The following is a 25666-nucleotide window of genomic DNA, read 5'->3' as shown; positions in this document are numbered from 1 at the left end:
CCAGCAACGATTGATCCACCTCGATGTGGTAGTCAAGCTTGCTGTCAAAGCGGTATTTCTGAATCTCCAGGAAGCTCTCGATTAACTCAAGCTCTTCACGGATCGTCACGAAGCTGCTCTTCCACAGAATCGATTTGCGGAAGATCTTCGCCATATTCTGAATCGTCCGGGCGGCATCAGGCTCCGCATCCGGATCGTCTCCAGCGCATTGAACAAAAAGTGAGGATTAATCTGGCTGTGAAGCGCATGCAGCTGAGCCTGACGCTGACGCAGCTCCAGCTCTTTCTTCTGTATTTCCGCTACATACACATCATTGATCAGGTTCTCGATCCGTTTGCTCATCCGGTTGAACTCCACGGCAAGCTCACCGACCTCATCCCGTTCCCGGTGATAAGGAATCAACTCGAAATTTTTGTCCTTTACCGACTTCATGTGCTTCAGAATGCTTTTAATGCGTGCATGGATCGAGCGGGATATGATCAGGATGACGATGGTCGGCACAATGAAGTTAATCCCCGCAAACCACAGGATAAATTGTCCCGATTGTCTGACATCTGACAAAATGATCTCTTCATCCAGAACCCCGTATACCGACCATCCGCCCAAATAACGATTGTTCTGATAGGTCTTGCCGATTACGATTGCCTTATCCGGCCTGGGGATCTCACCCAGGGTTAGGGTCTGTCCTTGTGTGATCAGCCCGCTCGGCTGTCCGCTGGAGAGACGTCCGAAGCGCGCTTGACCGGAGGGGTCCAGAATATAGAAGTCGCCACTAAAGCTGGACAAATCCAGGATTTGTCTAATATAGTTCATATTCAGATCAATTTTGAATACATGCTCATAGGTCTCAAGCCGGCGGTCTGTGAGTCTTTGGATGATACTGATACTGTCAGGCGTAACGTAGAGATGGGGATGTGTATTGCTGAATTGACTGATCTGTTTATACCAGTCCTGATTCCGCATTTCATCCTCAAGTTGTATGATATGTCCCGAGGACAGAACGGTCGGATTGTCCGTCATAATGACAGAGGAGCTGATTATTTTATTCTCCGTGTCGGTACGATTGAACAGATTCGATATGGCATTCAGCGACTCCACATAATGGTCATTAGACAGATAGGTGGTGTTTAAATGCTGAAGGAGCTGCCTGTCTATAGAATAGAGGTAGGATATGCCTGCCGCATCCTCAATAACAGTCCTAAGTTCAGCTTGTAAAAGGGTCATTGCCTGTTCTGCGTCCGCTGTCTTCTGATTCTTGATATTCACGGTGGTTACCTGGTAGAACATCACATTGGTCAATATGATCGGGATGAATACGCATACAATGTAGATTACAATCAGCTTGCTTCTTAGCTTCATATGATGCAGGCGAATGTTCAACACAGAAGTGAGCCTCCTTATTTACTGCCCGATCATGCTGTTGCGATAATCGGTTGGCGTCATATTCTCCAGCTTTTCAAACTGGGTGGCAAAGTAATCAGCGTTCTGGAAGCCGACCTGCTCAGCGATTTCGTACATGCGTTTCTTCGTTTGCCGCAGCAGCCGCTTGGCCTCTTCGATACGCAGCGACAGCAGATATTCGTTGAAATACGTACCGTAAGTTTTGCGGAACAGCTGTCCGAGGTAGATCGGATTCATATCGAAATCCGCAGCAATCCCTTTCAAATAGATATTTTCCCTGTAATGCCCATCAATATATTTTTTGATTTTTTCAATATTCCCTTCGCTCTTGCCTCCGCGTTTCCCGGTGATATATTCAGCAGCCTCCCCGACAAAATGCAGGAAAACCTGCTTCAGCTGATTCAGATTGCGGTATTTCACCTGCCAGTTGAGGAGTTCGTCCGTCCAATAGAGGTTATTCTCGTCCCCTTCGAGCTGCCGGATAATATTAATGATGGCAATCATACTCCGCCTGATCGTGTTCGTAACCGCCCCTGGAGCGAAATAACGTTCCTGAAATACGTTGAAAATAGTATCAACAACGGAGCTATAGCCTTGTTTGGTATTGGCTTCGACCTCATAAATGAGCTTGCTGTGCAGTCCTTCATCAATATCAAAATAATATAAGGGCTGCTCCAGCAGCTCATCTGCCATAAAGATTCCCTGTAAGCCAGCGGCAAAACGGTAATTCAGGCATTTCTCGGCACTGGCGGCGGAACCAACGATCTGCTTCAGCTGACCTGCCTTATGGCCTATAAACAAAGCAACGGTCGTTCCAAGCTCTCTCTCCAGCGTGTCCAGCAGGTTGATATAGTTACTCCGGTCAGGCACATTCCGCTCGTACATCCAGAGCTCAGGCACAATAATCCCATATTGATTGTTCGCACGTACATGAATGAGCAAGGTCTGTAGCTCGTGATGAAAATAACGCTGCAGCGATGCCTTCAATGCGGGCATATAATCCCTTTCGCCATGAGGAAGCTTGTCCTGCATTTCTGCGATGACATACGTATAGGAAGAGGCGAGCGGAAGCTCCAGTACAAAAGCTATCCGCCCCATAACCTGGTCATCGGGTTCCGTCTGCAGTAAGCTCTCGATGACAGTTTCGACAAGCGGCTTCTCCCGTGTTATGGATAAAAGCTGCTGCTGATTCAGGGTAGAGGCTATCTTTTTCAAGGCAGCGGTAAGCTCCTGCTCATCAACCGGCTTGAGAATATACTCTGAGACATTGTAGCTTAAGGCTTGCTGGGCATACGAGAAATCAGGATATCCGCTTAAGATAATGAACAGCGGCTGATGCTCCTGTTCTGTTTTGACCTTCCGGATCAGCTCCAGACCATCAAGTACAGGCATGCGTATATCCACAATGACCAGCTCCGGGGTTAGTTCTTCAATAAGAGCGAGCGCTTGCTCCCCGTTCTCTGCTTCACCGCAGATTTCAAATTCCAGCGAGCATTCATTCATGATCGTAATCAAGCCTTTTCGCACAAAAATTTCGTCATCCACAATCAGCACCTTATACAATACCCTTCCTCCTTCGAGTTCATCTGCTGTGTATTCATTTATCATGAAATGCATATAAATTCCAGCTTATAAATCAAAAAAGCCTCGGCTCGTGACCTGCACCTCCATTATGGAAGACACAGATTCACAAGCCAAGACATTTTCGTTCACGATGGTGGCCTTCAGGCCATGTTAGTTGGGGACAGCCTCTTCATTGGGGATTCCAGGAAACTTCCCCTTAATTATTGCCCCGTCCCTCTACCGCCGCCTGCGCCCCCCCGGCCACCTCCACCGCCGAACCCGCCTCCGCGTGATTCCGTGATTTCAGTGATTTGTTCGCCATTAACTGTGACAGTGCCGCCATTTAATTCAGCTGTACCATCCGCATCAAAAGCGGAAGTCGCTTCTACATTAATGGTCCCGCCATTAATATAAATATCACCATTTGAATCAAAGGCATCCGTATCCCCGCTAGCCATACTTACATCAATCGTACCGCCATTGACCACAATTGATGCGCCGGAACTAACTTTGGGTGTAGCATTTATACCGTCATCAGTCGCATACAACGTAAGCTGACCCTCATTTACAATAATATTATTTGCCTCAATACCTTCTACTGCACTCTTAATGTTGATGATTCCGCCATCGATTTGCACCAGGTTATTGCCGGTAATGGCATCGTCAGCAGCAGTGATTGTTAAGGTGCCGCCTTCAATATAAATATTACCAAGGGTAGTATCCTCTTCGTTCTCGCTATGCAATCCATCCTTCTGTGTATCAATCGTGATCGTTCCATCATGGATCAGAATCGCATCATTCGCTTCTAATGCATCCGCAGAGGACTCTATGGTATACACGCCTCCGGTAATTTTGAGATCATCCTTGGAAGAGATCCCATTTCCTTGACCCGATACAATATCTAAGGTTCCGGTTCCATTCAGGGTCAGATCTGCTCTTGAGAAAATAACCGCATCCAGATTGGTCTCCCCATCCGCTACATAGCTTCCGGATACCTCCATATAGTTCTCACTGTCCGTGGAGGTAACGAATACCTTATCCGCAGCTTTCACATAAATGGCAGGTGCATCTTCATTGGTTATACTCACACCGTCAAGAACGATTTGAATTTTGGCATCGTCGGCAGCCTCAACCGTTACCGTCACATTGTCCACATCACCACTCAAAACATACACGCCTTCCTCACTCAGTGTCACATCCTGATTGCTTTCCAGATTCATTGGTGTTGCAGCGGTAAGATCCGCCGACTGCTCCAAGTCCCGGTCACTGAATAATTCCGCGGTGTCTAGAGCGGCTGCTTCCGGTGTTTCAACAACAGTACCTTCTTCTGCTGCGGATGTTGCGCTTGGTGACACGGTCTGAGCTACAGATGGAGTGGTTGCAGCAGCAACCCCGCTGCCTTCTTGTGCATTAGAGCATCCTGCGGCAGAAAGTACTGCGGCTAGAGCAATGACACTTATGCTGTTCAGCTTTATGATTTTCATGGATTAACACTCCTCGTATAGTTAGTAGTCATCTATAGGCTGTTTATCGTTCAATAAGCATTAACGCTACCTGACTTATTCCAAGCATAAGCCATAACACTTAAATCAAACTTAAACCGCGAAAACTAAACTATATATGACAATAGATGTCATTCCCATACTCTATAATGAAGCTGTATTCAACAAAGGAGGTAACCACGGAATGAGGAGTTTACAAGGGAAAATCGCTTTAGTAGCCGGAGCTACCAGGGGAGCAGGCCGGGGGATTGCTACCGAGCTAGGGGCAGCTGGCGCAACGGTATATGTGACAGGAAGATCAACTCTAGCCCAACGCTCCGAATATGACCGACCTGAAACCATAGAAGAAACGGCAGAGCTTGTCACCCGGGCTGGCGGTCACGGAATTCCGGTTCAAGTCGATCATCTGGACCCTGTCCAGGTAGAGAAATTGGTCAATCGCATTGAAGAGGAGCAAGGCCGGCTCGACATTCTTGTGAATGATATCTGGGGCGCCGAAAAGATCATCGAATGGAATGTTCCGTTGTGGGAGCATTCCCTTGAGAAGGGGCTGCGGATGTTACGGCTCGCGATAGATACCCATCTCATTACAAGCCATTTTGCGATCCCTCTTCTGATTAAGAATAAGAATGGGTTAATTGTAGAGATGACGGACGGAATCGCTGAATACAACAATCAGAATTACCGGGTGTCAATGTTCTATGATCAGGCCAAAACCTCCGTGACCCGTATGGCCTGGGCTCTTGCCCAGGAGCTTAAGCCTTATGGCTGTACAGCGGTAGCACTCACACCAGGCTGGCTTCGTTCGGAGATGATGCTCGAACACTATGGGATACAAGAAGATAACTGGCGGGATGCTGCTGCCAATGAGCCTCACTTCATCATCTCGGAATCCCCACGTTATGTAGGCCGGGCCGTCGCTGCTCTTGCTCAAGACCCCGAATTATCCAGATGGAACGGACGGTCACTCTCAAGTGGAGAGCTGGCACAAGTCTACGGGTACACAGATATGGACGGCTCCCAGCCGGATTGCTGGCGTTACATGGTCGAGGTCGTAGATGCCGGTAAACCGGCGGATGCTGAAGGATACAGATAAAATACAAAAACCCGGGCGCTGAACGCATCCGGGTCTCCTTATATCAACCTGCCCTATACTGATTCTGGAACAGCAAATTATAGGCTTCGTTCCGGTTAAACAGGTTCTCATGGGTATCGAAGGCTGCGACCCTGCCCGCTTGCAGAACCATTACCTTGTCGCAGTCCAGAATGGAAGATAGACGGTGAGCAATGGAGATCATGGTTTTCCCCGATGACAGGCTCTTGAGTTCGCTAATGATGTCACTCTCATTCTCGCTGTCCAGCGCACTTGTGCTTTCATCGAAAATAATGATGTCCCTGTCCTGCAGAAAAGCACGCGCAATCGATAACCGCTGTCTCTGGCCTCCGGAGAGCTTCACACCCTTTTCTCCAATGATCGTATCCAATTGATCCGGCAAGGTGTCAATGAAATCATATATACTCGCCCTGCGGCAGCACTCTATCAATTCCGCGTCGGTTGCCCCGGCCTTGGCCAGCAGCAGGTTGTCTCTAATCGACATATTGAACAGAACGGGTTCCTGCACAACAATACTCACTTTGTCGGACACACTCTCACTGTTCACCGAAGAGATATCTGTGCCGCCAATGCTTACCGTTCCCCCTTGCGGTTCCATCTGCCCTGTCAACAGCTTGGCGATGGTGGATTTACCGCTGCCGCTTTGTCCAACAATCGCCAGATGCTCCCCCTTACCCACAGAGAATGATATACCGTCAAGCGCAAATGAATCGTTCCCCTCATAGGTGAATTTCAGCTGGTCAACATTGATATCTGTTCCTTCAATCTTCTTAAAAGGCTTCTTAGCTGCTTCTATATTTAGAAGCCCGATCACTTTACCGATACTCACCGAGTCATTCTTGAAGTTCATTATGGAATTACTAATGTTCTCGATGTATCCGAAAAACTGCCCGTAAAAGCTGATAAACACAAGCAGCACACCAACCTCCGAGTAGCCTTTGATGACAAATAATCCGCCGATAAAATAGATGAACAGCTGGGTAATGAAATTCTTGGTGAAGAACGAATAGGTAATCCCCAGATGCATATAGAGCTGGTTAAGAAACCACACATGCCTGATCTTCTTGTAATGTCCGTTTAGCTCAGCCGATTGGGTGTCTTCAAGATTATTGGTTTTGATATCCTTCCAGTTTTGAAAGTTGGAGTGTAAAAAGGATTCATACTGAATCTGCAGTTTCCAGAGCTCCTCTCCGGTAAGCTTCGCTTTCCCTCCCAGAAAATTAACCGTTACCAAAGAAACCGGAACAAAAATAAAACTGATGAGCGCAATCCGCCAGTCATAGCATAGTAGAATTACCGCTAACGCCACAGCATAAACAACAGCGTAGATAAAATCTAAGATATGCGTCTCGAAAAATTTCCCGGCAATTGCCGAATCGTTCTCAATCCGGCTCTTAACATCGCCAATGCTATATTGGCTATAGTCATCGTTATCGAGGCTGATAAGCCTTTTGAGCAGTTTATTCTTGATTCTCAGATCATACTTCAGCATTAACTGGTTAGAAAATCGCTTACTGACGGCAATCCCGGTTGTAGTAAGCAGGAAAACCGCCAGATACCCGCTGATGATTAGCCAAAGCTCATTCAACTGCTTATCTACCAAAACGCGGTTAACCAATAACGAGTACAAGAACAGGGGGATCAGCCCGAATACTAAGCTCCATATCTTGAACATCCCCAGCGCAAGGAGCGGTTGTCGGATACCGTCTATTTCCCGGGTTAAGGCCTTATAGGTGTCCCATCGTTTCATACAGCTTCACCTCCTGCATACTGTTCGCTGAATAAGTCTATGTATGTTGGATTGCTAGTAATCAGTACGTCGTGAGTATCGTAGCCTTTGACAACACCGTCTGCTAACACCGCGATTCTATCACAGCTCTGGATGGTGGAGAACCGGTGGGCGATGATGATCAGCGTCCGGTCCTGCGAGAGCTCACGCATTACTTTCCGGATCAGCGCTTCGTTCCGGCTGTCGAGGAAGGATGTAGCTTCGTCGAAGATCAGAATCTTCGGATTCTTGACTAAAATCCTGGCGATTGCCAGACGCTGCTTCTGCCCGCCGGATAATTCCTGCCCTCCCGTCCCCAACAGAGTATCCAGTCCGTCCGGGAAGGTCATGACCACATCATACAGAGCAGCCTTCTTGATCGCTTCTATCAGGGCTTCATCATTATCCTTAAGATTTGTAAATGAAAGATTGTAACGCAAGGTCTGATCGTACAGAATAGTCTCCTGATGGACAATCCCCACCTGGCTCCGCAAGCTATGCAGGTTATAGTCATTAACATTTACACCGTCGATCAGAAGCTCGCCGCTGTCCACTTGATACAGATTGTAGAGCAGGTTGCCCATCGTTGTTTTACCCGCACCGCTCCTACCGACAATGCCGATCGTGCTGCCTGCATCGACGCGGAGATTGAACCCGTTCAGAACCTGTCTGTCTTGGCTGTATCCGAAGGTGACATTATTAAATTCAATCAGGCCCTCTTTTATGGGCTGCGGAGGCTGGTTTTCCCGGTAATCCTCTTCATCCTCATTCAGAATATCCACGACACGCTGCAGGGAGACCCTCTGCCCCCAGACATCGGTAATTTTGCCGTTAATGGAGCTGAAGTAATTCACGGCCATATTGAAATAGCTTATCGCGGCTACAAACACACCGAGCTGCATTTGGCCTTTAACAATGAAATAGGCGCAGATAATAAATATGAGCAATTGTGCGGCAAGCGTGATGAATGCATTCACCCTTTCTGTGGTCACTCCGATTCTTCCGTTTTCCACATTCATTTTATGAATGGCAGCCGTTTTCCTTAGATAAGTGCTTGTTACTTTTTTACCTGCGCTAAGGATTTTGACGTCCTGCAGATTCTTCACAATTTCGAATAAATACGAGGATAACTTTCCCTGTTCCGCCCGAAGCTCCTTGTTGACCTGTTGCGCTCTGGTCTTGAAATATTTCGAGGCAAAAAACACGGCGGGAACCAGAACGACCGTAAAAGCGCCCAGCAGTACATTGTAGTAAAACATAAAACAGACAGCGAATAGGATATGCAGCAGGTTGGAGTATCCCCACAGTCCGCTCCAGAAGACGAGATTCATAATATCCGTAGCGTCGTGGTTCATCCGGCTGATCATATCCCCGCTGTACATCCCGGAGAGGTCTTTGCCTTTTTTATGTAATATCTTGTTGAACAGAGCCCGCCGGATATCGAAGACAAACCCGGTCATCATCTGCGACGAAATAAGATTGTTTAACGTTGCAACAACAAACTGATTGAACAAGAGTATGCCGGCATAGACCAGACATAGATCCAAGAAGGCGCTCATGTCCTTATCATAAAAAGCGATATTGATCATCTTCCCGCCCAGGAACGGATAAATCAGGTTGACCATCGTCATTAACGTAGTGATCATGAACCCGCATAGAAAAACCCATTTGTGCATCAGCATAAATTTCATGACCCATTGCCTCTTTGTCATAGACTCACGCAGCCCCTTCCATATATTCACAAAAGGTATTGTAGCACAAACGTTCGCATATAAGAAGCTCAAAAAAACACCTGCCAATGACAGGTGTTAGGGATGCAACAACCGGCTAAATCTAATAGAATCTATTGGGATTGGCACTACTCAGGCCAGCAAGGCGCGGGCTACCTGATCCACAATGCAATTGATGCCTGTCGGCCCATAGCAGCCGATCCATGTAGCGGTATCCACCGGGTATATATGCTGCCGTTCATCTGCATCCAGCAAGCCCCGGGCGTTCTGCTCGGTCACAGCCAGGTTATCCTGCAGCAGCTCGTTGCTTAGCCAAAAGTAGTGGCTGGCATGCACTGCCGGCAGCCTGTCGACGGAAATATGATACGCCGTGTCGGAGGTATCTGCGACGAATAGCGGAGCAGGCAGACCCAGGTCGCGGTACAGCACAGCGCCTGTGCGGTGCGAAGCCGTATGTACGCGGACCAGTGACTCCCGCGGGCGGATCAGAGCCACGCTCTTGCCTGCCAGCACCGGGGCAAGCTCTTCTGAGAGCAATGCCGTGCGGCGAAGGTAATCGGCAATAATACGTTCCGCCTCGGCCCGCTTGCCCGTCAGTTCACCGAGCAGGCTCAGAATCGTCTGCCAGCTCTTATTGCGCCGAAACATGATAGTGGGAGCAATCCGGCTTAAGCGTTCATAATGCGGATCATGCACCTCGGTACAGATAATCAAATCCGGCTGCAGCCGTTCCACAGCCTGCAGGTCCGGGTACTCATAGGTTCCGAGCATTTCCGTTGCCTTAAGCCTTTCCCGGATATATTGGGGGAATTTCAACACTGCACCGCCCAATCCTACACTTCCTGCGGGTGACAGCCCAAGGGCAAGCAAATGGTCAGCATATTGAACATCGAGTACAGCGATTCGCTGCGGAGAAGCAGTGACGTTATAATCGCCCCGCATATGACTGATCACCGGGTCCGGCAGCCCGGAATACGCAGCGCCAGCACGGGGCTCTGAAGCGGCAGTCCGCCTGTAGAGCTGCGGGGGGACTCCATAATATTTCTTGAACGCCCTGCTGAAGTAATACATGTCGCGGTAGCCTGTTCTTTCAGCGATTTCGCCGATAGGAGCATCCGTATGACGCAGCATCCGCTCTGCGCTCTCCATCCGCAGCCGGATCACATATTCCATCGGGCCGAGCAGCTTCTCCTGCTTGAACCGCCGCTGCAGCTGTCTTGCACCGCATCCGGCAAGCGCAGCCAGCTCTTTAAGCTCCAGCTCCTGACGGTAATGCCCCGCTATATAGGCAGCAACAACCTCCACCATATCCGGCTCCCCGCCGCCCTGACCGCGTTCATGCTCCATAATAAGCTCGTACAGCATTCCTTGCAGCAGCGCATTGGCATGGAACCGTTCCAGCCCTTCTCCCCGGCTCCATTTGGCTGCGAGCTTGTCTGCCGTCTGGTGCAGCTCCACCGGATGCGCGGGATGATGAACAAACGAAGTGCGCAGCGGGTGGCTCTGCTGCGGGAACAGTACACGGGCGGCTCCCGACATTGGAACAGCCTTGTAGAGAATAACGGTATAATGAATGTTCTCCGGTCCGGCAGTCATCGTAAATGCCGACCCCTTAACAGCGTGGCAGACAAAAGAGGCCTGGATACGGCGAACCTCGCCATTCATCACAAGCCTCCCTTCCCCGCCGCCTGCCAGCAATAACAGATTGGCTGACAATCCCGCTTCGCTCAGAACACCGCCAGGCGGCACAGTACCGCTGCGCACGTCAAGCGTCTTGATCGCCGTATCACTCCATAAACTTGCCTGCTCCTGCAGCGGCATTTCTCTCATCTCCTGACAATAGCATCCTCTGCTAGACGGACGTGCTTGTTGTCATTTTAATTGAGATTCATTCTCATTGTCAATTTTCGGGCATTTCCTGCAATACTCCCCTGACATCCGGTAATAGAAGCAGCAGGTGCTGCGCTTGTTCTTCGCAACCGTTGTCTCGTCATTATGCTCTGTGAACCGGGTAAACGGATTGCGCCTTGGCCCAAACAACTCTCCGGGAGCCGTCCGGGTCAGAAAAGCGAAATCGGCTTGCATCCGCTGCCTGTCTTGCCCGGATTCGTCTGTTCCAGGAGAATATAGCGGGGCAATGCGCACCATAATATTCTCCCAGAGCACCGCCATCGGGACGGGTCCTATGGCGGCAAGCGTCTGCAGCAGCGGGGTAAGCTGTACCGCAAAAATCTCCTTAATGACCTCCTCCCGCCACGCTTCCCTGTCTTCCGTTGGCGATGCTGTTCGAAGCCCGTTCACCGCCAGGAAAGGAAAATGCGTATCCCCTTTAAACTCCGGGGAAGCCGGATGATAAAGGAAGCTTGTATCCAGCGGAAAGGAGACTTCCCGGTTATGAAAGGTCATCGCAGCCAGCAACGGCGCGATCCACAGATAGCCGATCCGCTTAGCCAGCATAGAAGCCGCAACCTGCATATCCGGCGCGCCGATATAATCCTTAAGCCAGCTTACATATTCGCGGCATGCCGCTTCTTCCTGCAGCTGGCTCAGGGCAAGGGTGCGGATGCTGTCTTTAGGCGGACCGCCCGGCCGCAGCCGGTATTCCTCCGCCATGTCCCTCCATGAGGCCGAAGACAGATAGCTATCCATTTCAATGCGTTCCCAGCAGTGCTTCCGAGGCCTGATCTACAATAATATTGAGTGCAATGGGGCCATAGTAAGCGATCCAGAGCGTTGAATTCACGTCATAGGCAAGGTTATTCTTGACGGCATCAAGTGATTTCCAGACCGGGCTGCCTGCCAGAGCCTCTGCCTCCTTGGCGAACAAATCATCAGACAGCAGGAAATAATGATCTGCTCCGACATCAGCGACTGTCTCCATCGAAATTTCAACGGAGGTGTCATCTTTAATCTCCTGAACGAAGGCCGGGACATTTAACCCCAAATCCTCATAAAGAATGCTTCCGGTCCGGTGTTCGGGACCATGTACACGGATACCCTCCGGTCTCGGACGAATCAGCGCTACGGTTTCATCGCCCAGCTTCGCCGCCAGTTGCTCCCGCAGTCCGGTGATTTTGTCCCCGTAAGCCTGACGCACGGTCTCTGCCTCCGCCTGCTTACCTGTTATCGCACCGATGACAGCCAGCGTATCCCGCCAATCCTCGTAGAAGTCGAGCACCACAGTGGGCGCAATTTGACTGACGCTGTCATATACCTCCTCCTGAAAGTCGGTCATCAATATAAGGTCCGGATTCAGCGCCACAATAGCCTCAAGATTGGGCTCATCCCGTGTGCCAAGGACCTTCACATCACCCAATTGGGCGTTCAAATATTCCGGAAATTCATCCTTCGTCCCAGCCACAACGCTGCCCGCAGGGCGCTCCCCAACCGCTATCAATTGATCGACGAATTTCACATCAAGCGCTGCAATCACCTTTGGCTTCTCCGTCAGTGTATATTCGCCCTTCAGGTGTGAGATCGTTACCGGAAAAGCTGCAGCAGCCTGCGCCTCCGGCGACGACTGAGCCTCTGTATCCGGTGGCGCCGACGGCCCCGCTGAAGCTGCTGCAGACGGCTGTGCGGCTGTGCCTCCCTTGGTATCCCCTCCAGTGCCGCAAGCCGTCAGCACAAGTATCAGTGCCAGCATCCATATTAATAGTCCTGATTGTCGGGCGGTGTATATCCTGCTGCCGGTTGCCTGCCTCTTTGTTGCTCTTATCATGCTGACTCCCCCTTCTTATGTGATAATGATTTTCATTATCATATTCGTAAAGTGAGTATAATCGATCTGCCTGCTCCGTTTCCATGTACTTTTGCGACATTGCAGCCGGATTAATGCGACATTGTGTTCCATAGGAGCATGCTTCCTTTTACACAGTATCTCTTCGGGATTCCGATAATCCAATATAAAAAGACTGCCGACATTACCTTCGACAGTCTTAAGGAAGGGGACCTGCTCCCCTCATTAACTGAGTTAAATATTAATTACCCCAATATTGCTGGGCAATCTGTTGTCCTTGTTTAATTTTCGCCGACTGTTCATCTTCCGTTAATTCATTGCCGCCATCACAGGACGCAAACCCGCATTGACGAGAAAGTAATAATCTATCCTTATTAATGATTTTCGAGACTTCATCAAGCATTTGAACTACACGGGCCTCATCGTCAAGCGTATTGGTCTTAGAAGACAACAATCCAAGTACAATTTCTGTATCAGGCTTATCTTTGAACACCGCAAGCGCCTCAAGGGAGCCTGCACAGCTTGGTTTCCCGGTCGCGCGCAGCTGACCGAGCTGTTTGTCTCTGCCACGATGTCTCATAAAATTAGATCTATAGCGTAGAATAGTAGAGAAGATTGAGGCCGTTATACACGATATGCACCACGACCCCGGGCCAGATGGAACCCGTCTTACGGAACAGTATACCATTCAGGATGCCGACCATGAATGCGTCGAACAGGATGACGTTGAATCCATGAACGACGCCGAAGATCGCAGCGCTGCCAACCACACCGGCCCATGCTCCGTAACGGTTCAGCGCATTGGCAATAACGCCCCGGAATACAAACTCCTCGCCGAGCGGCGTGAGGATAGCGCCAGTGATAAGCAGAACGAAGAGTGAGAGCGCGCCACCTTGCGCTGCCGTCTGGAAGTCCGCTTGGTTGTTCAGCTCGGTGATGAAGTGAAAATATACCCCCTCTATAACGAAGCATCCGCCGAACGCGACAACACCGAGGGCGGCTCCCACAAGCAGCCATTTCCGTTCGATCGCCCGGAAACCGAAAGCGCGCAGACTTCGAACCCGCAGGGCGTAGGCTGCGAACAAGGCGGCGAGGCCAACAAGACCATTGCCTGCACCCCCGATGTTAATTCGCAAAATGGCTTGCTCGTCAGGGATTTGCGTCATCCAAAGACCGAGCATAACTATGCCGATCAGATAGAGCCCCAGTGCAGTTAGGGTCTCTGGCCAGCCAGGTCGGGCTTGGGGCATAGTGGACGTGGAAGAGCTAATTACCTCCATGAGTTCCTTTTCAGTTTCAGACAATTTTTGAACCTTTTTCACGGGTGTACACCTCTTTGCATCGTTGTGCGTAGATAAAGACTTATTTAGTATATAAGTTGAACTAAAGGGTTTTTTTTCATATCATCGAATAAAGAACTTCAACCTACGCTAGCTGCGGTGGATGAAGTCAAGCAACAAGCCTTCACAGAAGTAACTTTTCCTACTTTGAAAAAAGTTAATGGACGAGAAAACCCCTCACTTGCTCTTCAAAGATGAGTCGATGATCCGCGATTACCAAGCGCTTCAGCATACGTGGTTGCTCAAAGGCAAGCAACGTGTCATCCAGACAAGAGGCAAACATCGTGGTGTTAAACGATCACGGCCGTCCCGCTTACGGCAACCATCAGCATGCCATCGCGAATGACTTCATAATCAATGTCGACTCCGACAATCGTATTAGCTCCCATCCCTGAAGCTTTCTGAGTCATCTCAGCAAATGCCGTATCTCTCGCTTCCTGAAGCTTGCCTTCGTAAGCGCCCGAACGCCCCCCTACGAGGTCGGTAATCGAAGCCTTAAAGTCTCTGAATACGTTGGCTCCTATAATGACTTCACCGGTGGCAATGCCCAGATACTGCCTTATCGGGGAGCCTTCAATAGTTGATGTAGTGGTTATAATCATAAATTATCCTCCTCAATTGGTCTGGCTATAGGGTAATACTTTTGTTGACTAGGGACGATCTTCTCATAAACCAATCCTTTGTATGTTCGAAGAGCTTTCTCACCCCTATCCTACCAGCCCCAATGAAACAGAACCTAAACGGATAGACAAACATCAGCTTAATTTCACTCCCGCCGTTTAGGTTCTGTTAAAGTGATTATGCTACTATGGAAATGGGTGATAACAATGACAAATCTATCCGATTTTAAAATCGCAATCGTCGACGACGAGCCTTCGATTGTCACGATGCTGCAAATGGTGCTTCGCAGGGAAGGGTTTCATCAGCTGTACGCGGCTTCCACCTGTGCGGAAGCTCTCGATTTAGCGAAGCGTGAAGCCCCCGATATCCTCCTGCTCGACATCATGCTCCCCGACGGCAGCGGCCTGGAGCTCTGCTCCAAGCTCCGCAAATACGGGAATCCGCATATTTTGTTTCTGACGGCCAAGGTTTCCGATCTCGATGTCCTGCGAGGCTTCGCTATGGGCGGGGACGATTATATCACGAAGCCCTTCAATCCTCTGGAGGTGGCCGCAAGAATTCAGGCACGCATACGCCGACTGGAGCCAGAAACCTCGACGTCCAGTCCGGCGAAACGGCCCGATCCGGGGATTTATCGGTTTGGCCGCTTCACCGTCAACGAGGTGGAGGGCGAACTAATCGTGGAGGGACAGCCAGTTCCTTGCCCCGCGCAGGAGTTCCAGTTGCTGCTGCACTTCTGTAAGTTTCCCGGCATCGTATTTTCCAAAACACAGCTCTACGACAAGGTTTGGGGGATCAACGGACAGGGCGATGATTCGACGGTAATGGTGCATATCCGGCGCATCCGAGAGCGGATCGAGATCGACCCCGGTAATCCGAAGCTGCTGCTTACCGTACGCGGGCTTGGCTACAAGCTGGTGAAGGAGCCGCAGGAGCGATGAAGATCCAACAGCGCATGGCCTTCCACTTCACGTATCAATTGATTTTTTATGCCCTGCTTATGGTGGCTATCACTCTGGTTGCCTGCATCTTGTTTTTCCAGAACATGACGAGTAATGAGATACGCCGGAACTTTCCGGTTGGCGTCCTGCAACAGATCGCTCAAGAAGCTCATTACAAGGACGGGATGGTTCAGATCTCCCCTGAGTGGGACAAGCTCATCGAGGAAAAAGGCATGTGGCTACAGGTTGTCAGTGCCGAAGGAGAGGTGATCTACGCCGTCAATACAACTCCGCACCATACGCTGCCGGCCTCCTACTCCATCGCTCAACTGCTCGATATCCAAGAGACACGGACGTTTGGGACGTATGCCGTACACACTCAGCTTAATTTTGCTTTCCAAGACCCGCTTCTGTATATGCTGGGCTATCCTAGTCCTGACCTTGACCAGCTCGTTGCCTGGTTTCATGCCTACGGGCAGCATGGAATCGTGCGTAGCGAAGCGGTTTCCCACTTGGACCGGCGGCTGCGCAAAACCGGCAGCTATCTGCAGGTGATCGACCCCGAGAGCCATATCGTACAAGGCATCGGCGATGGAGCATACGTGCAGAAGGCGTATCGACAGCTGGATATCCTGGCCATCCAGCAATCGCCCAGCAACTATGACACGAATATTGTCGCCCATCGGGACAAGCTGAGCGGAATGACGTGGATTCTCTATACACCCCATGCAGCGGGAGCCCCTCTGAAGCATCCTGTGATGGAAAAGGCAACGCGTGGACTCGTCCGGATTACAGTTCTGATCCTGCTCTTGGCGCTGCCGATCTCCATCTGGCATGGCTACCGCTACGGTCAGCCGCTGATTCTGTTTGCAGGCTGGTTCGAACGTATGGGCCGGGGACAGTACGACCAGGTACTGACCGCCAAGGACATGCGCAAGGTATTCCGCCGCAACGGCATGATGCGCATCCGCTACAGGCTCTATAAGGAAGTGATTGAATCCTTCTATCAGATGACTCATCAATTGGCTCAGATCGAGAAGGAACGCGAGAGGATGGAAAAGGCGCAAGCGGAGTGGATGTCAGGGATTTCCCACGATCTGCGCACACCACTGGCCACAATTCAAGGTTATGGGTATATGCTGGAGAGCTTGCCTGAGCAATGGAGCCAAGAGGAGATGCGCATCATGGGCTCGACGATCCGGGAAAAGGGGGATTATATGCTGGAGCTGATCTCCGACTTCTCATTGATTCATCAGCTCAAGCAGGGCGATTCGATCATGAAGTTTCGGGAGATCGACTTGGTTGAGCTGGTGCGCTGCTCCGTACTGAAGTACGTCAACGGCGCCATGATGTCTGAGTATCAGTTTCACTATGTTGGGGAGGATTGTCCCTTGCTGATACAGGCCGATGAAACCTGGCTGATGCGGTTGATGGACAATTTGCTGTCCAACGCCGTGAAGCATAACCCGCCTGGCGTAGTTGTCAACGTCTATGTCGGCAGGATGAACGACAAGGTATGCATACGAGTAATCGATAATGGCAAAGGGATGGACGAGGAAACACTGCATCATTTGTTCAATCGCTACTACCGGGGAACGAATTCCGATGAATCGACGGAAGGATCCGGGCTCGGGATGAGCATCGCCAAAACCATCGTGGAAGCGCATGGCGGCGAAATCCAGGTAAAATCCAAAGTGTGGCAAGGCACGATAATTGAGATCTTATTGCCCAACTGAGCGTTTGGCTGGGAATGATTCTTCCCTGTATGTACTCCCAACATTGAACACGATTCCACATGTGTGGAGTAAGCAGAGTCAACACATACAACAACAAATTAACGGGAACGCCTAAAAAAAACCTCCCGATAAAGAGAGTGCATTCCCACGCCGAACAATCAGAACCGAATAAAATCAACCACGCCATGCGCAATCATCGCTGAAGTCACATCCCGCTTCCACTGCAAATAAGCAAAATGCAGCCCGAAGAGCAGCCCCCATGTAATACTGCCCGTCACCCCACCCTTTTCATTCCGTCTCAAACATTGAATCGGACTCTCCTGATATACTGCAAACGTACTTTCGAGTCTCATATTTGGAAGCTCCGTCCGTATCTCTGAAGAATTATCCATGAATAGCAATATAGCGTTCAATCCCCTGGAAGCCCCAGACAAAGTCCAGATGCCACATCGATTTGGAATATTCCCCATCCGTAAGAATGGACAGCCCATTCTCGCTCTCTTGCTCGACTACAGTCTGAATCGCCTCATCCTCACACTGCTCATAGCCCTGGAAATCATGGTAAAAAGGATAGCTAATATCATCCCGATGCTCAATTTGCTGTTTATATTCCAATCTGGTTATAGTGAAAGGTTATAGTGCGCCAGCCCGGATATCCAAGCTCTGCTCACTTCGTAAGACAATCGTAATACTTAGCTTAGAGAATCGTAAGCTCTCTTGCTTATGCTGTTCATGTAATCAAATAAAGCGATGGAGTGTGATAAACATGGTTAAAGGTAAACCAGGCAAAAGGTTAATGATGACCGCGGTATTGGTGCTCTCTCTGGCGGTGTCCGGAATAGCCGGTGCGGCAGGAATGAAAACGATGAAAAAGAACGGCATGGAGCTAGTGAACTTAAGACAGGCGGCCGGGATGTACGGCTATAGCATCGAGTGGAACAGCAAAGACCGGTCCGTGTCCCTGGTTTACATGGACAAGATGATGGACGACGACAAGATGATGGACGACAGCAAGATGATGGATGACAGCAAGATGATGGACGACAGCAAGATGATGGACGACAGCAAGATGATGGACGACAGCAAGATGATGGACGATGGTATGAAGCCGATGGGCAAAATGATCAAGGTATGGATTGGATCGAAAAAAATTATGGTCGACGGTATGGCTGTCAGCCTGAATATGGCCCCTGCTCTCTACGATGGCAGCACTTATGTGGTGGACATGGTAGTTGCAGACTACATGAAGCCTGCCAAGGCTATGAAATAAGACGGACTGAGCTACCATCACCATATGCTATGATGGATTCAAATGTATTTTTCCGGATATGGGGTGGGTTAGGGTGAATGAACGAATACTGGTCGCTGATGATGATTCAAATATTACCGATGTGTGCCGCAGATATCTTGAACGGGAAGGTTACCTGGTGATCACCGCCAAAGACGGATTAGAGGCGCTGGAGCTGTGGCGCAGTCAGACTCCCAGCCTGATTGTGCTCGATCTGATGATGCCGCATAAGAATGGCTGGGAAGTGTGCAACGAGGTTCGGCAGACTGAAGATGTCCCGATCATTATGCTGACGGCCCGCGGGGAGGAACAGGACCGTCTGATGGGGCTGACGATGGGGGCTGACGATTATTTGACCAAACCCTTCAGTCCAAGAGAACTCGTGCTGCGTGTGCAGGCGATCCTGCGCAGAATGCGGGTGGTTCAGGCATCGCCCGTTACCGCCGCTGAACACACCATTAAGTATGAAGGACTTACCGTGGACGTAGCGAAGCGTACGGTGGAGATCAGCGGGCAAGTGATTGACTTGACGGTCACAGAGTTCGAGATGCTGTACTTGCTGGCAAGTCATCCTGGCCAGGCGTTCTCGCGGACCCAGATTCTGAGCAAAATATGGGATTTCAGCTACGAAGGAGATACCACAACAGTTACCGTGCATATCCGGAGATTAAGAGAGAAGATCGAACAGACTCCCTCTGATCCGAAATATATCAAGACGGTCTGGGGAATAGGCTATAAGTTTGCGGGGGATGGCATCTAATGAAACTGCGTACGTATTTATTGTTGTCCAGCCTCACGGGGATTGGCGTATTACTCATCTGTTTATTCGTCAGCTACTCCAAAATGCTCCTCACCATCGATCAATTCTATTGGTTGTCTGGTATAACGGCCGGGGTAGGCTTGCTCTCCTTCATCCTGCAGCATTTGCTGACACGGCCGTTAGAGAAATCCATTGCACGGATTACACAGCAGACTGTGCGAATTGCCGAAGGGGATTTCCATACCGAAGTCCCCTTAATCGGCCCGCAGGAGTTCAAGCTGTTGGCACAGCAATTCAATGTAATGAGCTTCAAGCTGAAGGAAAGCTTCGACAATCTGCACCATTCTGAATCCGCGCGCCGGGAGCTGATTGCGAATGTCTCCCACGATCTGCGGACCCCCCTCGCCTCCATTCAATCGTTTGTTGAAGCGCTGGAGGACGATGTCATTCAGGATGAGGTTACCTTTCAACGTTATCTGAATACCATCCGGCTGGAGACGAAGCGGCTCGGGGGGCTGATTCATGATCTATTTGAATTATCCAGTCTGGAAGCCAAAGGTGAAATCTTCGACCCGCTGCCTTGTCATGCCGATGAGCTGCTGATCAGTACGCTGGAGAGCTTCTCGTTTCACCTCGCGGAGAAGAAGCTGAACGTGGAGATTGATCTGCCGGATAAACTGCCTGCCGCTCTGATGATGCCTGCGCAGATTAAGCGGGTCTTGTCCAATTTATTGCAGAATGCCATTCAGCATTCACCTGTGGAAGGAAAGGTCATTCTGGCTGCCGCTGAAGAGGGTCAATACCTGCGAATCTCAGTGACCGATGAAGGCCAGGGAATTGAAGCGGAGGAGACCGCACGTATATTCGAACGGTTCTACCGGATTGATAAATCACGCAGCAAGAACAACGGGGGTGCCGGTCTGGGCCTCGCCATCGCACAATCAATTGTTGAGCTTCATGGCGGCGCAATTGGGGTGCACAGTGTGCAGGGAGCAGGCAGCTGCTTCTGGTTCACCGTTCCCATCTATAACGGGTCAGGGTAAGCAGCATTTATTAAGGTGGTGACTGATTTGGCCGGTGATTCAATATTTCTGTTCGGCGTATTCGGCGCAGGGCTGTTATCGTTTTTTGCGCCATGTATTCTGCCGTTGCTTCCGGTATATGTGTCTTATCTGTCAGGAAGCCTAGCAGACGGCACGAATCAGGGAGTGGCTGACACCAGCTCCTTCCGGTTTCGTTCCAGTTTTATGATGCGGACGTTATTGTTTGTGCTTGGACTATCTGTAGTCTTCATCTTACTTGGTTTCGGTTCCGGCATCCTGGGCAATATCATATCCAGCCCGAGATTCATTGCCATCTGCGGAGCCATCGTTATCTTATTCGGGATCTATCAGACAGGCCTCATCAAGTTATCTTGGCTGGAACGGGAAAAAAAGCTATCCAGCAATCGTGTTACAAAAGGCGGATATATAGGTGCCTTCCTGCTCGGTCTGACGTTCAGCTTCGGATGGACTCCCTGCATCGGCCCGGTACTCGCAGGCATTCTCAGCATCGCTGCCGGTGAAGGCTCTCCTGCTTATGGAGGCTTCCTCATGTTTCTGTATACGCTCGGTTTAGCCCTCCCCTTCCTGGTCATATCCGTATTCTCGGAAGTTCTGGTGAAGCGGATTCGCCGCTTGTACAGATTCATGGGAGGAATCAAAATCGCGTCCGGCTGTATGCTGATTGTAATGGGACTGCTGCTTATGACAGACCGGCTGAATACGATTGTCGGCTGGATTCAATAAATCGCTAGGAGGGTTAGCTATGAGGAGTGCGTGGAAATGGATGGGATATGTCCTGGTGATTGGCGGAATGCTGTCGCTCCTGATGGCCTGTGGTACGAAGCCGAACGCACCCGCCGGCAATACCGGCTCCCCCGCTGCAATGGACAAAGGAAAGCCTGCACCTGACTTTGCATTACAGGATCTGAAGGGTAACTCTCTTCAACTGTCGGATCTACAGGGTAAGAAAGTGTATGTGAAGTACTGGGCTTCCTGGTGTTCCATCTGTCTGGCCGGACTTGAGGACCTGAATACCTTGGCCGGGCAAGAGAATGATTTCCAGGTGATCACGATTGTTACACCGGATTCCAAGGGAGAGAAGTCCTCCAAGGAATTTACAGAGTGGTTCAACAGACAGTCTTATGACAACTTAACCGTACTTTTGGATGAGGATGGGGTATGGGCCAAGAAATTTGAAGTCAGGGCATTCCCTACCTCCTTTTATATTGATGCAGACGGAAATCTAGTGAAATCACTCCCGGGTCATGCTTCCAATGAGCAAATTACCCAGACCTTCGGGGAAATGACGTCCACGGTCCGCACTGTCAAGACCACTCCCATTGCTGATAAGGATCTGCACAATCTGTACCTGGCGGGCGGCTGCTTCTGGGGTGTGGAGGCTTATATGTCCCGCATTCAGGGGGTTCAGGATGTAACCTCGGGTTATGCCAACGGGGAAGGCGAGAATCCGGCCTATGAAGATGTCATTCGCGGGGACCGGGGGTTCGCGGAGACCGTTCATGTGAAATATGATCCGAAGCAAGTGACGCTGCAGCAATTGCTGGAGTCTTATTTCAAAGTGGTTGATCCTACCAGCCGGAATAAGCAAGGCAATGACAGAGGCGTTCAATATCGGACAGGAATCTACTATTCGTCCCCAGAGGATGCAGCCATCATTCAGCAGGCCGTAGATCAGGAGCAGGCGAACTATGATAAGCCGATCGTAACGGAGGTTCTGCCTCTGAAAAACTATTATCTGGCCGAGGAGTACCATCAGGATTATCTGGAGAAGAACCCGAACGGGTACTGCCACATTGACTTAAGTATTCTGGATGAGCAAGCGGTTGTGATTGATCCTGCCCAATACCCCCGCCCCTCCGATGAACAATTGAAAGAACAATTAACCGCTGAACAGTATGCGGTCGCTGTCAACAATGATACCGAACATGCCTTCAGCAACGAATACTGGGACAATTACGAACCTGGCCTGTATGTCGATATCACGACTGGAGAGCCCTTATTCACCAGCCGGGACAAATACGATTCCGGTTGCGGATGGCCCAGCTTCACGAAGCCGGTTACCCCGGAGGTGGTAACTTACACCACAGACACCAGCTTCGGCATGGAGCGCACCGAGGTCCGCAGCCAATCCGGCGATATCCACCTGGGTCATGTGTTCGATGACGGCCCCGAAGACCGCGGCGGCAAACGCTACTGCATCAACAGCGCCTCCATCCGCTTCATCCCCCTGGACCAGATGGAAGCGGAGCATTACGGGTATTTATTGGGGCTGGTGGAGTAGATCAAGTGGAGATTTATACAGATTCTTAAAAAGATCGCCCTCCCTACGCTCAAGAGAGCCGTGTGGAGGGCGATTGTTATTTGTTACTTAACCCCAATATTGCAGGGCAATTTCTTGTCCTTGTCTAATCTTCGCCCACTGCTCATCTTCCGTTAATTCATTACCGCCATCGCAGGACGCGAACCCGCATTGATGGGACAGTAACAATCTGTCCTTATCAATAATTTTTGATGCTTCATCAAGCATTTGAACTACACGGGCCTCATCGTCAAGCGTATTCGTTTTGGAAGACAGTAAGCCTAATACAATTTCCGTCTCCGGTTTATCTTTGAATACCGCCAGCGCCTCCAGGGAGCCTGCACGGTCATCATCCCATTCCAGGAAGAAGCGGTCGTACTTCAGCTGCTTCAGGAACAGATTCGCAATCTTGGCATACGAGCCGCCGCCCATATTACGGGAATCGTAGTTGCCGCGGCAGTTATGCGTCCACATTTTGAGGCCTAAGCTATGACCATAATCAATAATGGTGTTGTTGATGTCAATAAATTCTGCAGCCAGACCCTGTACTTCCTCATGATTGATTTTCTCGCCGGTAAATGGAGAGTTCGGGTTATCATCGGCAAATAACTCCCATAAGCAATCGTCGAATTGCAGAATTTGTCCTCCGGCAGCAGCGAATTCCCCTACAAAATCCTTATAGGCCTTAATCAAACCGGCCTTCAGCTCATTTCTGTCCTTATACACTCCTGTACTGCCAATGTTATCCGACCAGGACAGCTCACCAAAAATATGGGATGGCGAAGGTACGCACAGCTTGGTCTCACGGTCGCCGGCAAGAGCTTGAAGCTTCTTATAGGCATGAATGAAATGATGGTTCTTTCCGCCCAATTCACCTGTAATGCGCAGACCGATATCTTTTCTGGTCTCATATTTGGAAGCTCCATCTATATCTCTGAAGAAATATCCATGATCCGCGATATAGCGGTCAATCCCCTGGAAGCCCCAGACGAAGTCCAAATGCCACATCGATTTGGAGTATTCCCCATCCGTAAGAATGGACAACCCGTTGTCTCTTTCTTTATCCACTACAGCCTGAATGGCCTCCGATTCACACTGCTCATACCCCTGAAAGTCCTGGTAAAAGGGATACTGGATATCATCACGGTGTTCAATCTGCTGTTTATATTCTAATAGCTCCGCCGGACGCAGCAGGCTGCCTACGATTTGAAATCTATTGCACATATATAGTCCTCCTCTATTCTCATACATCTCTTTCTCATGTGTCTAAATTCTAGCATGGAGGACTTAGAGGTACGTAACACTTAAAAATGATATCTGGTTATAGTCAAAAGGTATAGTAAGGATCTTTTATGTAGTGTCCGTACCATTTTTCCTCCGTGCCGACACAAATAGACTTTTCCCGGTGTGAATTCTAATTGAAAGCCCATCTGTAATTTGCTAATATTAATGGCTGATTGGAATTTCTAGGACTAATGACTCATGATGATCAAGGAGCGGCTGGGCCGGCTGGAGAATGGTGCGGTCGGGTTTGCCATTAAGGATAACGGCAGGGAATATCGTCCCGGGCTGCCGGAAGATTGGCAGATGGCAGATGTGGCTAAAAAAGAATAAGCAGGTGAACATATGCTTCGGGCGATAATTGTCGATGATGAACGGCTTTCACTTAATCAGCTCAGCTGGGTTCTGTCCGAGAGCGGAGAGGTCGTGATCTGCCAGACCTTCCAGAATCCGGTGAAGGCCTATGAATATGCCAGGGACAACCCTATCGATATTGCTTTTCTGGATATTTCCATGCCAGAGGTAAGCGGGATGAAGTTATCCCGGCAGCTTCATGAGCTATATGAGGCCATGGACGTGGTATTCGTTACCGGCTATGAGGAATATGCACTTCAGGCGTTCGACGCCAGCGCGACTGACTATCTGCTGAAGCCGGTTTCTGCGGAACGGGTAAGACAGACTCTGGATAAAATAAGAAGGCGGCCGAGGCGGCCGGAGGTGGAGCCTGTGCTGGAGGTATGCATGTTCGGCGGCTTTAAGCTGCTGCACCCCGGACCGGACCGGAAGCCTCTCAAGCTGAGGAGCCCCAAGACGGAGGAGCTGTTCGCTTATCTCCTGTACAAACGCTCAGTCAGCCGTGACGAGATCATGGACACCCTGTGGAGCGGGTTTGAATCCGGGAAGGCAAGCAACAACCTGAATAGCAATCTGTATTATATCCGCAAAGCTATCAGTGAAAGCGGGCTTAAGGTGTGCCTGCTGCCTGACCGGAATGAGGTACAGATTGTTGAGAATTCCCTGTCCTGTGACCTGTATGCATTCGAGCGTTTGCTGAGAGAAATCAGAATGAACCGGGACGGGCATACGGAATTACTGAAACAGGCAGCAGCTTTGTATACCGGACCTTTTCTTAAGGGTAAAACCTACGAATGGGCCAGCACCAAGGCGCGCCGCCTGGAGCAGGATTATATAGAGCTGCAAGAGTTGGCCGCACGTATCTATCTCGAGAAGTATCAGATGGAGCAGGCACTGCAGGCATATGATGAAATCCTCCGGATCGATGCCCTGCGCGAGGATATCGCCGGACAGGCCATCCGGCTGTTGATCGGACTCGGAAGAACAAGCGAGGCCATCCGGCGGTACCGCAAGCTGGAGGAGGTTCTGCTGCAGGAGCTGGGAACACAGCCGGGCACCCCCATCCGTGAGATGATGCATAGATTGAACAGGTAAGCAGAAAGTTTAATAAGCAGACAAAAGCCGATTGCCCTGAAACAGGCAACCGGCTTTTTAGATTAGGATG

The 25666-nt window shown here is 50.1% G+C and carries 21 protein-coding genes and 4 pseudogenes; 11 read left to right on the top strand and 14 right to left on the bottom strand.

Going from position 1 to position 25666, the window contains the following annotated elements; genetic code table 11:
• Positions 1 to 94 precede the first annotated feature (94 nt).
• The 3 genes and pseudogenes from P40081_RS39890 to P40081_RS04155 form a co-directional block, all read right to left on the bottom strand.
• Positions 95 to 432, bottom strand: a pseudogene (locus tag P40081_RS39890) (sensor histidine kinase); the annotation flags it as partial.
• A gap of 969 nt (positions 433 to 1401) precedes the next feature.
• On the bottom strand, positions 1402 to 2955 hold the full coding sequence (locus P40081_RS04160; RefSeq protein WP_231575394.1) for a response regulator transcription factor: 1554 nt from the start codon (positions 2953 to 2955) through the stop codon (positions 1402 to 1404).
• 230 nt (positions 2956 to 3185) lie between these two features.
• A complete protein-coding gene (locus tag P40081_RS04155; RefSeq protein WP_042133545.1) occupies positions 3186 to 4448 on the bottom strand; it encodes a carbohydrate-binding domain-containing protein in 1263 nt (420 codons plus the stop codon).
• 202 nt (positions 4449 to 4650) lie between these two features.
• Here P40081_RS04155 and P40081_RS04150 point away from each other — a divergent pair, with 202 nt between their 5' ends.
• Positions 4651 to 5562 carry an SDR family oxidoreductase gene (locus P40081_RS04150; protein WP_042133544.1) on the top strand — a complete coding sequence of 304 codons (912 nt, stop codon included), beginning with the start codon at positions 4651 to 4653 and terminating at the stop codon, positions 5560 to 5562.
• Positions 5563 to 5605: 43 nt separating this feature from the next.
• Here the strand turns inward: P40081_RS04150 and P40081_RS04145 are convergent, their stop codons facing one another.
• The 7 genes and pseudogenes from P40081_RS04145 to P40081_RS04115 form a co-directional block, all read right to left on the bottom strand.
• Positions 5606 to 7330, bottom strand: a complete 1725-nt coding sequence (locus tag P40081_RS04145; RefSeq protein WP_042133541.1) for an ABC transporter ATP-binding protein — start codon at positions 7328 to 7330, stop codon at positions 5606 to 5608.
• Positions 7327 to 9039 carry an ABC transporter ATP-binding protein gene (locus P40081_RS36165; RefSeq protein ID WP_052421663.1) on the bottom strand — a complete coding sequence of 571 codons (1713 nt, stop codon included), beginning with the start codon at positions 9037 to 9039 and terminating at the stop codon, positions 7327 to 7329. Before P40081_RS36165 ends, P40081_RS04145 begins: the two co-directional genes overlap by 4 nt.
• A 171-nt stretch (positions 9040 to 9210) precedes the next feature.
• Entirely contained in the window at positions 9211 to 10899 is a 1689-nt protein-coding gene (locus P40081_RS04135) for a helix-turn-helix domain-containing protein (protein ID WP_042133539.1), read from the bottom strand.
• Positions 10900 to 10950: 51 nt separating this feature from the next.
• The gene (locus P40081_RS04130) at positions 10951 to 11727 is read right to left on the bottom strand and encodes an IucA/IucC family C-terminal-domain containing protein (RefSeq protein ID WP_042133537.1); all 777 of its coding nucleotides are present in this window, start codon (positions 11725 to 11727) and stop codon (positions 10951 to 10953) included.
• A 1-nt stretch (position 11728) separates the two neighbouring features.
• Complete coding sequence (locus tag P40081_RS04125; protein ID WP_042133536.1) at positions 11729 to 12799, bottom strand: ABC transporter substrate-binding protein; 1071 nt, start codon at positions 12797 to 12799, stop codon at positions 11729 to 11731.
• 259 nt (positions 12800 to 13058) lie between these two features.
• Positions 13059 to 13334 (bottom strand): annotated as a pseudogene (locus P40081_RS04120) (5-methyltetrahydropteroyltriglutamate--homocysteine methyltransferase); the annotation flags it as partial.
• Positions 13335 to 13407: 73 nt separating this feature from the next.
• On the bottom strand, positions 13408 to 14139 hold the full coding sequence (locus P40081_RS04115; RefSeq protein WP_231575279.1) for a CPBP family intramembrane glutamic endopeptidase: 732 nt from the start codon (positions 14137 to 14139) through the stop codon (positions 13408 to 13410).
• A gap of 105 nt (positions 14140 to 14244) precedes the next feature.
• On the opposite strand from P40081_RS04115, the pseudogene P40081_RS39190 reads away from it, so the two are divergent.
• Positions 14245 to 14452: pseudogene (locus tag P40081_RS39190) on the top strand (hypothetical protein); the annotation flags it as partial.
• Here the strand turns inward: P40081_RS39190 and P40081_RS04110 are convergent.
• Complete coding sequence (locus P40081_RS04110) at positions 14448 to 14759, bottom strand: YbjQ family protein (RefSeq protein WP_038585821.1); 312 nt, start codon at positions 14757 to 14759, stop codon at positions 14448 to 14450. The pseudogene P40081_RS39190 and the gene P40081_RS04110 overlap by 5 nt on opposite strands.
• A gap of 225 nt (positions 14760 to 14984) precedes the next feature.
• On the opposite strand from P40081_RS04110, the gene P40081_RS04105 reads away from it, so the two are divergent.
• Together P40081_RS04105 and P40081_RS04100 are read left to right on the top strand one after the other, a co-directional pair.
• Positions 14985 to 15719: a response regulator transcription factor gene (locus P40081_RS04105; protein WP_042133532.1), complete on the top strand. Its 735-nt coding sequence runs from the start codon at positions 14985 to 14987 to the stop codon at positions 15717 to 15719.
• Positions 15720 to 15823: 104 nt separating this feature from the next.
• A complete protein-coding gene (locus tag P40081_RS04100; protein ID WP_231575278.1) occupies positions 15824 to 17455 on the top strand; it encodes a sensor histidine kinase in 1632 nt (543 codons plus the stop codon).
• A gap of 158 nt (positions 17456 to 17613) precedes the next feature.
• Here the strand turns inward: P40081_RS04100 and P40081_RS04095 are convergent, their stop codons facing one another.
• A complete protein-coding gene (locus P40081_RS04095) occupies positions 17614 to 17808 on the bottom strand; it encodes a hypothetical protein (RefSeq protein ID WP_042133529.1) in 195 nt (64 codons plus the stop codon).
• Positions 17771 to 18079: pseudogene (locus P40081_RS04090) on the bottom strand (5-methyltetrahydropteroyltriglutamate--homocysteine methyltransferase); the annotation flags it as partial. The pseudogene P40081_RS04090 and the gene P40081_RS04095, both read right to left, overlap by 38 nt.
• Before the next feature lie 142 nt (positions 18080 to 18221).
• On the opposite strand from P40081_RS04090, the gene P40081_RS04085 reads away from it, so the two are divergent.
• The 5 genes from P40081_RS04085 (at position 18222) to msrAB (ending at position 22848) form a co-directional block, all read left to right on the top strand.
• Positions 18222 to 18725, top strand: a complete 504-nt coding sequence (locus P40081_RS04085) for a stalk domain-containing protein (RefSeq protein WP_042133524.1) — start codon at positions 18222 to 18224, stop codon at positions 18723 to 18725.
• Positions 18726 to 18798: 73 nt separating this feature from the next.
• A complete protein-coding gene (locus P40081_RS04080) occupies positions 18799 to 19503 on the top strand; it encodes a response regulator transcription factor (protein WP_042133522.1) in 705 nt (234 codons plus the stop codon).
• Complete coding sequence (locus tag P40081_RS04075; RefSeq protein WP_042133520.1) at positions 19503 to 20546, top strand: sensor histidine kinase; 1044 nt, start codon at positions 19503 to 19505, stop codon at positions 20544 to 20546. Before P40081_RS04080 ends, P40081_RS04075 begins: the two co-directional genes overlap by 1 nt.
• A gap of 18 nt (positions 20547 to 20564) precedes the next feature.
• The gene (locus tag P40081_RS04070) at positions 20565 to 21290 is read left to right on the top strand and encodes a cytochrome c biogenesis CcdA family protein (RefSeq protein ID WP_340949010.1); all 726 of its coding nucleotides are present in this window, start codon (positions 20565 to 20567) and stop codon (positions 21288 to 21290) included.
• A gap of 19 nt (positions 21291 to 21309) precedes the next feature.
• Positions 21310 to 22848 carry a bifunctional peptide-methionine (S)-S-oxide reductase MsrA/peptide-methionine (R)-S-oxide reductase MsrB gene (gene msrAB / locus P40081_RS04065; protein ID WP_197074328.1) on the top strand — a complete coding sequence of 513 codons (1539 nt, stop codon included), beginning with the start codon at positions 21310 to 21312 and terminating at the stop codon, positions 22846 to 22848.
• An 87-nt stretch (positions 22849 to 22935) separates the two neighbouring features.
• On the opposite strand, the gene P40081_RS04060 is transcribed toward msrAB, so the two are convergent.
• Positions 22936 to 24090, bottom strand: coding sequence for a cobalamin-independent methionine synthase II family protein (locus P40081_RS04060; RefSeq protein ID WP_039292589.1), 1155 nt, complete (start codon positions 24088 to 24090; stop codon positions 22936 to 22938).
• 258 nt (positions 24091 to 24348) lie between these two features.
• On the opposite strand from P40081_RS04060, the gene P40081_RS39695 reads away from it, so the two are divergent.
• Together P40081_RS39695 and P40081_RS04055 are read left to right on the top strand one after the other, a co-directional pair.
• Positions 24349 to 24480 (top strand): hypothetical protein, encoded by a 132-nt coding sequence (locus P40081_RS39695; protein WP_269323223.1) that lies wholly within the window; start codon positions 24349 to 24351, stop codon positions 24478 to 24480.
• 12 nt (positions 24481 to 24492) lie between these two features.
• Positions 24493 to 25596: a response regulator gene (locus tag P40081_RS04055; protein WP_042133514.1), complete on the top strand. Its 1104-nt coding sequence runs from the start codon at positions 24493 to 24495 to the stop codon at positions 25594 to 25596.
• Positions 25597 to 25666: the final 70 nt, after the last annotated feature.

The organism is Paenibacillus sp. FSL P4-0081 (assembly GCF_000758565.1).
In the GTDB taxonomy this organism is placed as follows: Bacteria; Bacillota; Bacilli; order Paenibacillales; family Paenibacillaceae; genus Paenibacillus_AQ; species Paenibacillus_AQ phytohabitans.
Note: the sequence above shows the minus strand (reverse complement) of the source record. Positions and strands in the feature narration are given on the sequence as shown.

Bases quoted from the DNA above. Each gene is read 5' to 3' on its own strand.
- msrAB (WP_197074328.1), top strand. From the start codon at position 21,310: ATGAGGAGTGCGTGGAAATGGATGGGATATGTCCTGGTGATTGGCGGA.
- P40081_RS04095 (WP_042133529.1), bottom strand. From the start codon at position 17,808: ATGAGACTCGAAAGTACGTTTGCAGTATATCAGGAGAGTCCGATTCAA.
- P40081_RS04055 (WP_042133514.1), top strand. From the start codon at position 24,493: ATGCTTCGGGCGATAATTGTCGATGATGAACGGCTTTCACTTAATCAG.
- P40081_RS04105 (WP_042133532.1), top strand. From the start codon at position 14,985: ATGACAAATCTATCCGATTTTAAAATCGCAATCGTCGACGACGAGCCT.
- P40081_RS04110 (WP_038585821.1), bottom strand. From the start codon at position 14,759: ATGATTATAACCACTACATCAACTATTGAAGGCTCCCCGATAAGGCAG.
- P40081_RS04135 (WP_042133539.1), bottom strand. From the start codon at position 10,899: ATGCCGCTGCAGGAGCAGGCAAGTTTATGGAGTGATACGGCGATCAAG.
- P40081_RS36165 (WP_052421663.1), bottom strand. From the start codon at position 9,039: ATGAAATTTATGCTGATGCACAAATGGGTTTTTCTATGCGGGTTCATG.
- P40081_RS04130 (WP_042133537.1), bottom strand. From the start codon at position 11,727: ATGGATAGCTATCTGTCTTCGGCCTCATGGAGGGACATGGCGGAGGAA.
- P40081_RS04155 (WP_042133545.1), bottom strand. From the start codon at position 4,448: ATGAAAATCATAAAGCTGAACAGCATAAGTGTCATTGCTCTAGCCGCA.
- P40081_RS04145 (WP_042133541.1), bottom strand. From the start codon at position 7,330: ATGAAACGATGGGACACCTATAAGGCCTTAACCCGGGAAATAGACGGT.
- P40081_RS04085 (WP_042133524.1), top strand. From the start codon at position 18,222: ATGGTTAAAGGTAAACCAGGCAAAAGGTTAATGATGACCGCGGTATTG.
- P40081_RS04150 (WP_042133544.1), top strand. From the start codon at position 4,651: ATGAGGAGTTTACAAGGGAAAATCGCTTTAGTAGCCGGAGCTACCAGG.
- P40081_RS04075 (WP_042133520.1), top strand. From the start codon at position 19,503: ATGAAACTGCGTACGTATTTATTGTTGTCCAGCCTCACGGGGATTGGC.
- P40081_RS39695 (WP_269323223.1), top strand. From the start codon at position 24,349: ATGATGATCAAGGAGCGGCTGGGCCGGCTGGAGAATGGTGCGGTCGGG.
- P40081_RS04060 (WP_039292589.1), bottom strand. From the start codon at position 24,090: ATGTGCAATAGATTTCAAATCGTAGGCAGCCTGCTGCGTCCGGCGGAG.
- P40081_RS04125 (WP_042133536.1), bottom strand. From the start codon at position 12,799: ATGATAAGAGCAACAAAGAGGCAGGCAACCGGCAGCAGGATATACACC.
- P40081_RS04100 (WP_231575278.1), top strand. From the start codon at position 15,824: ATGACGAGTAATGAGATACGCCGGAACTTTCCGGTTGGCGTCCTGCAA.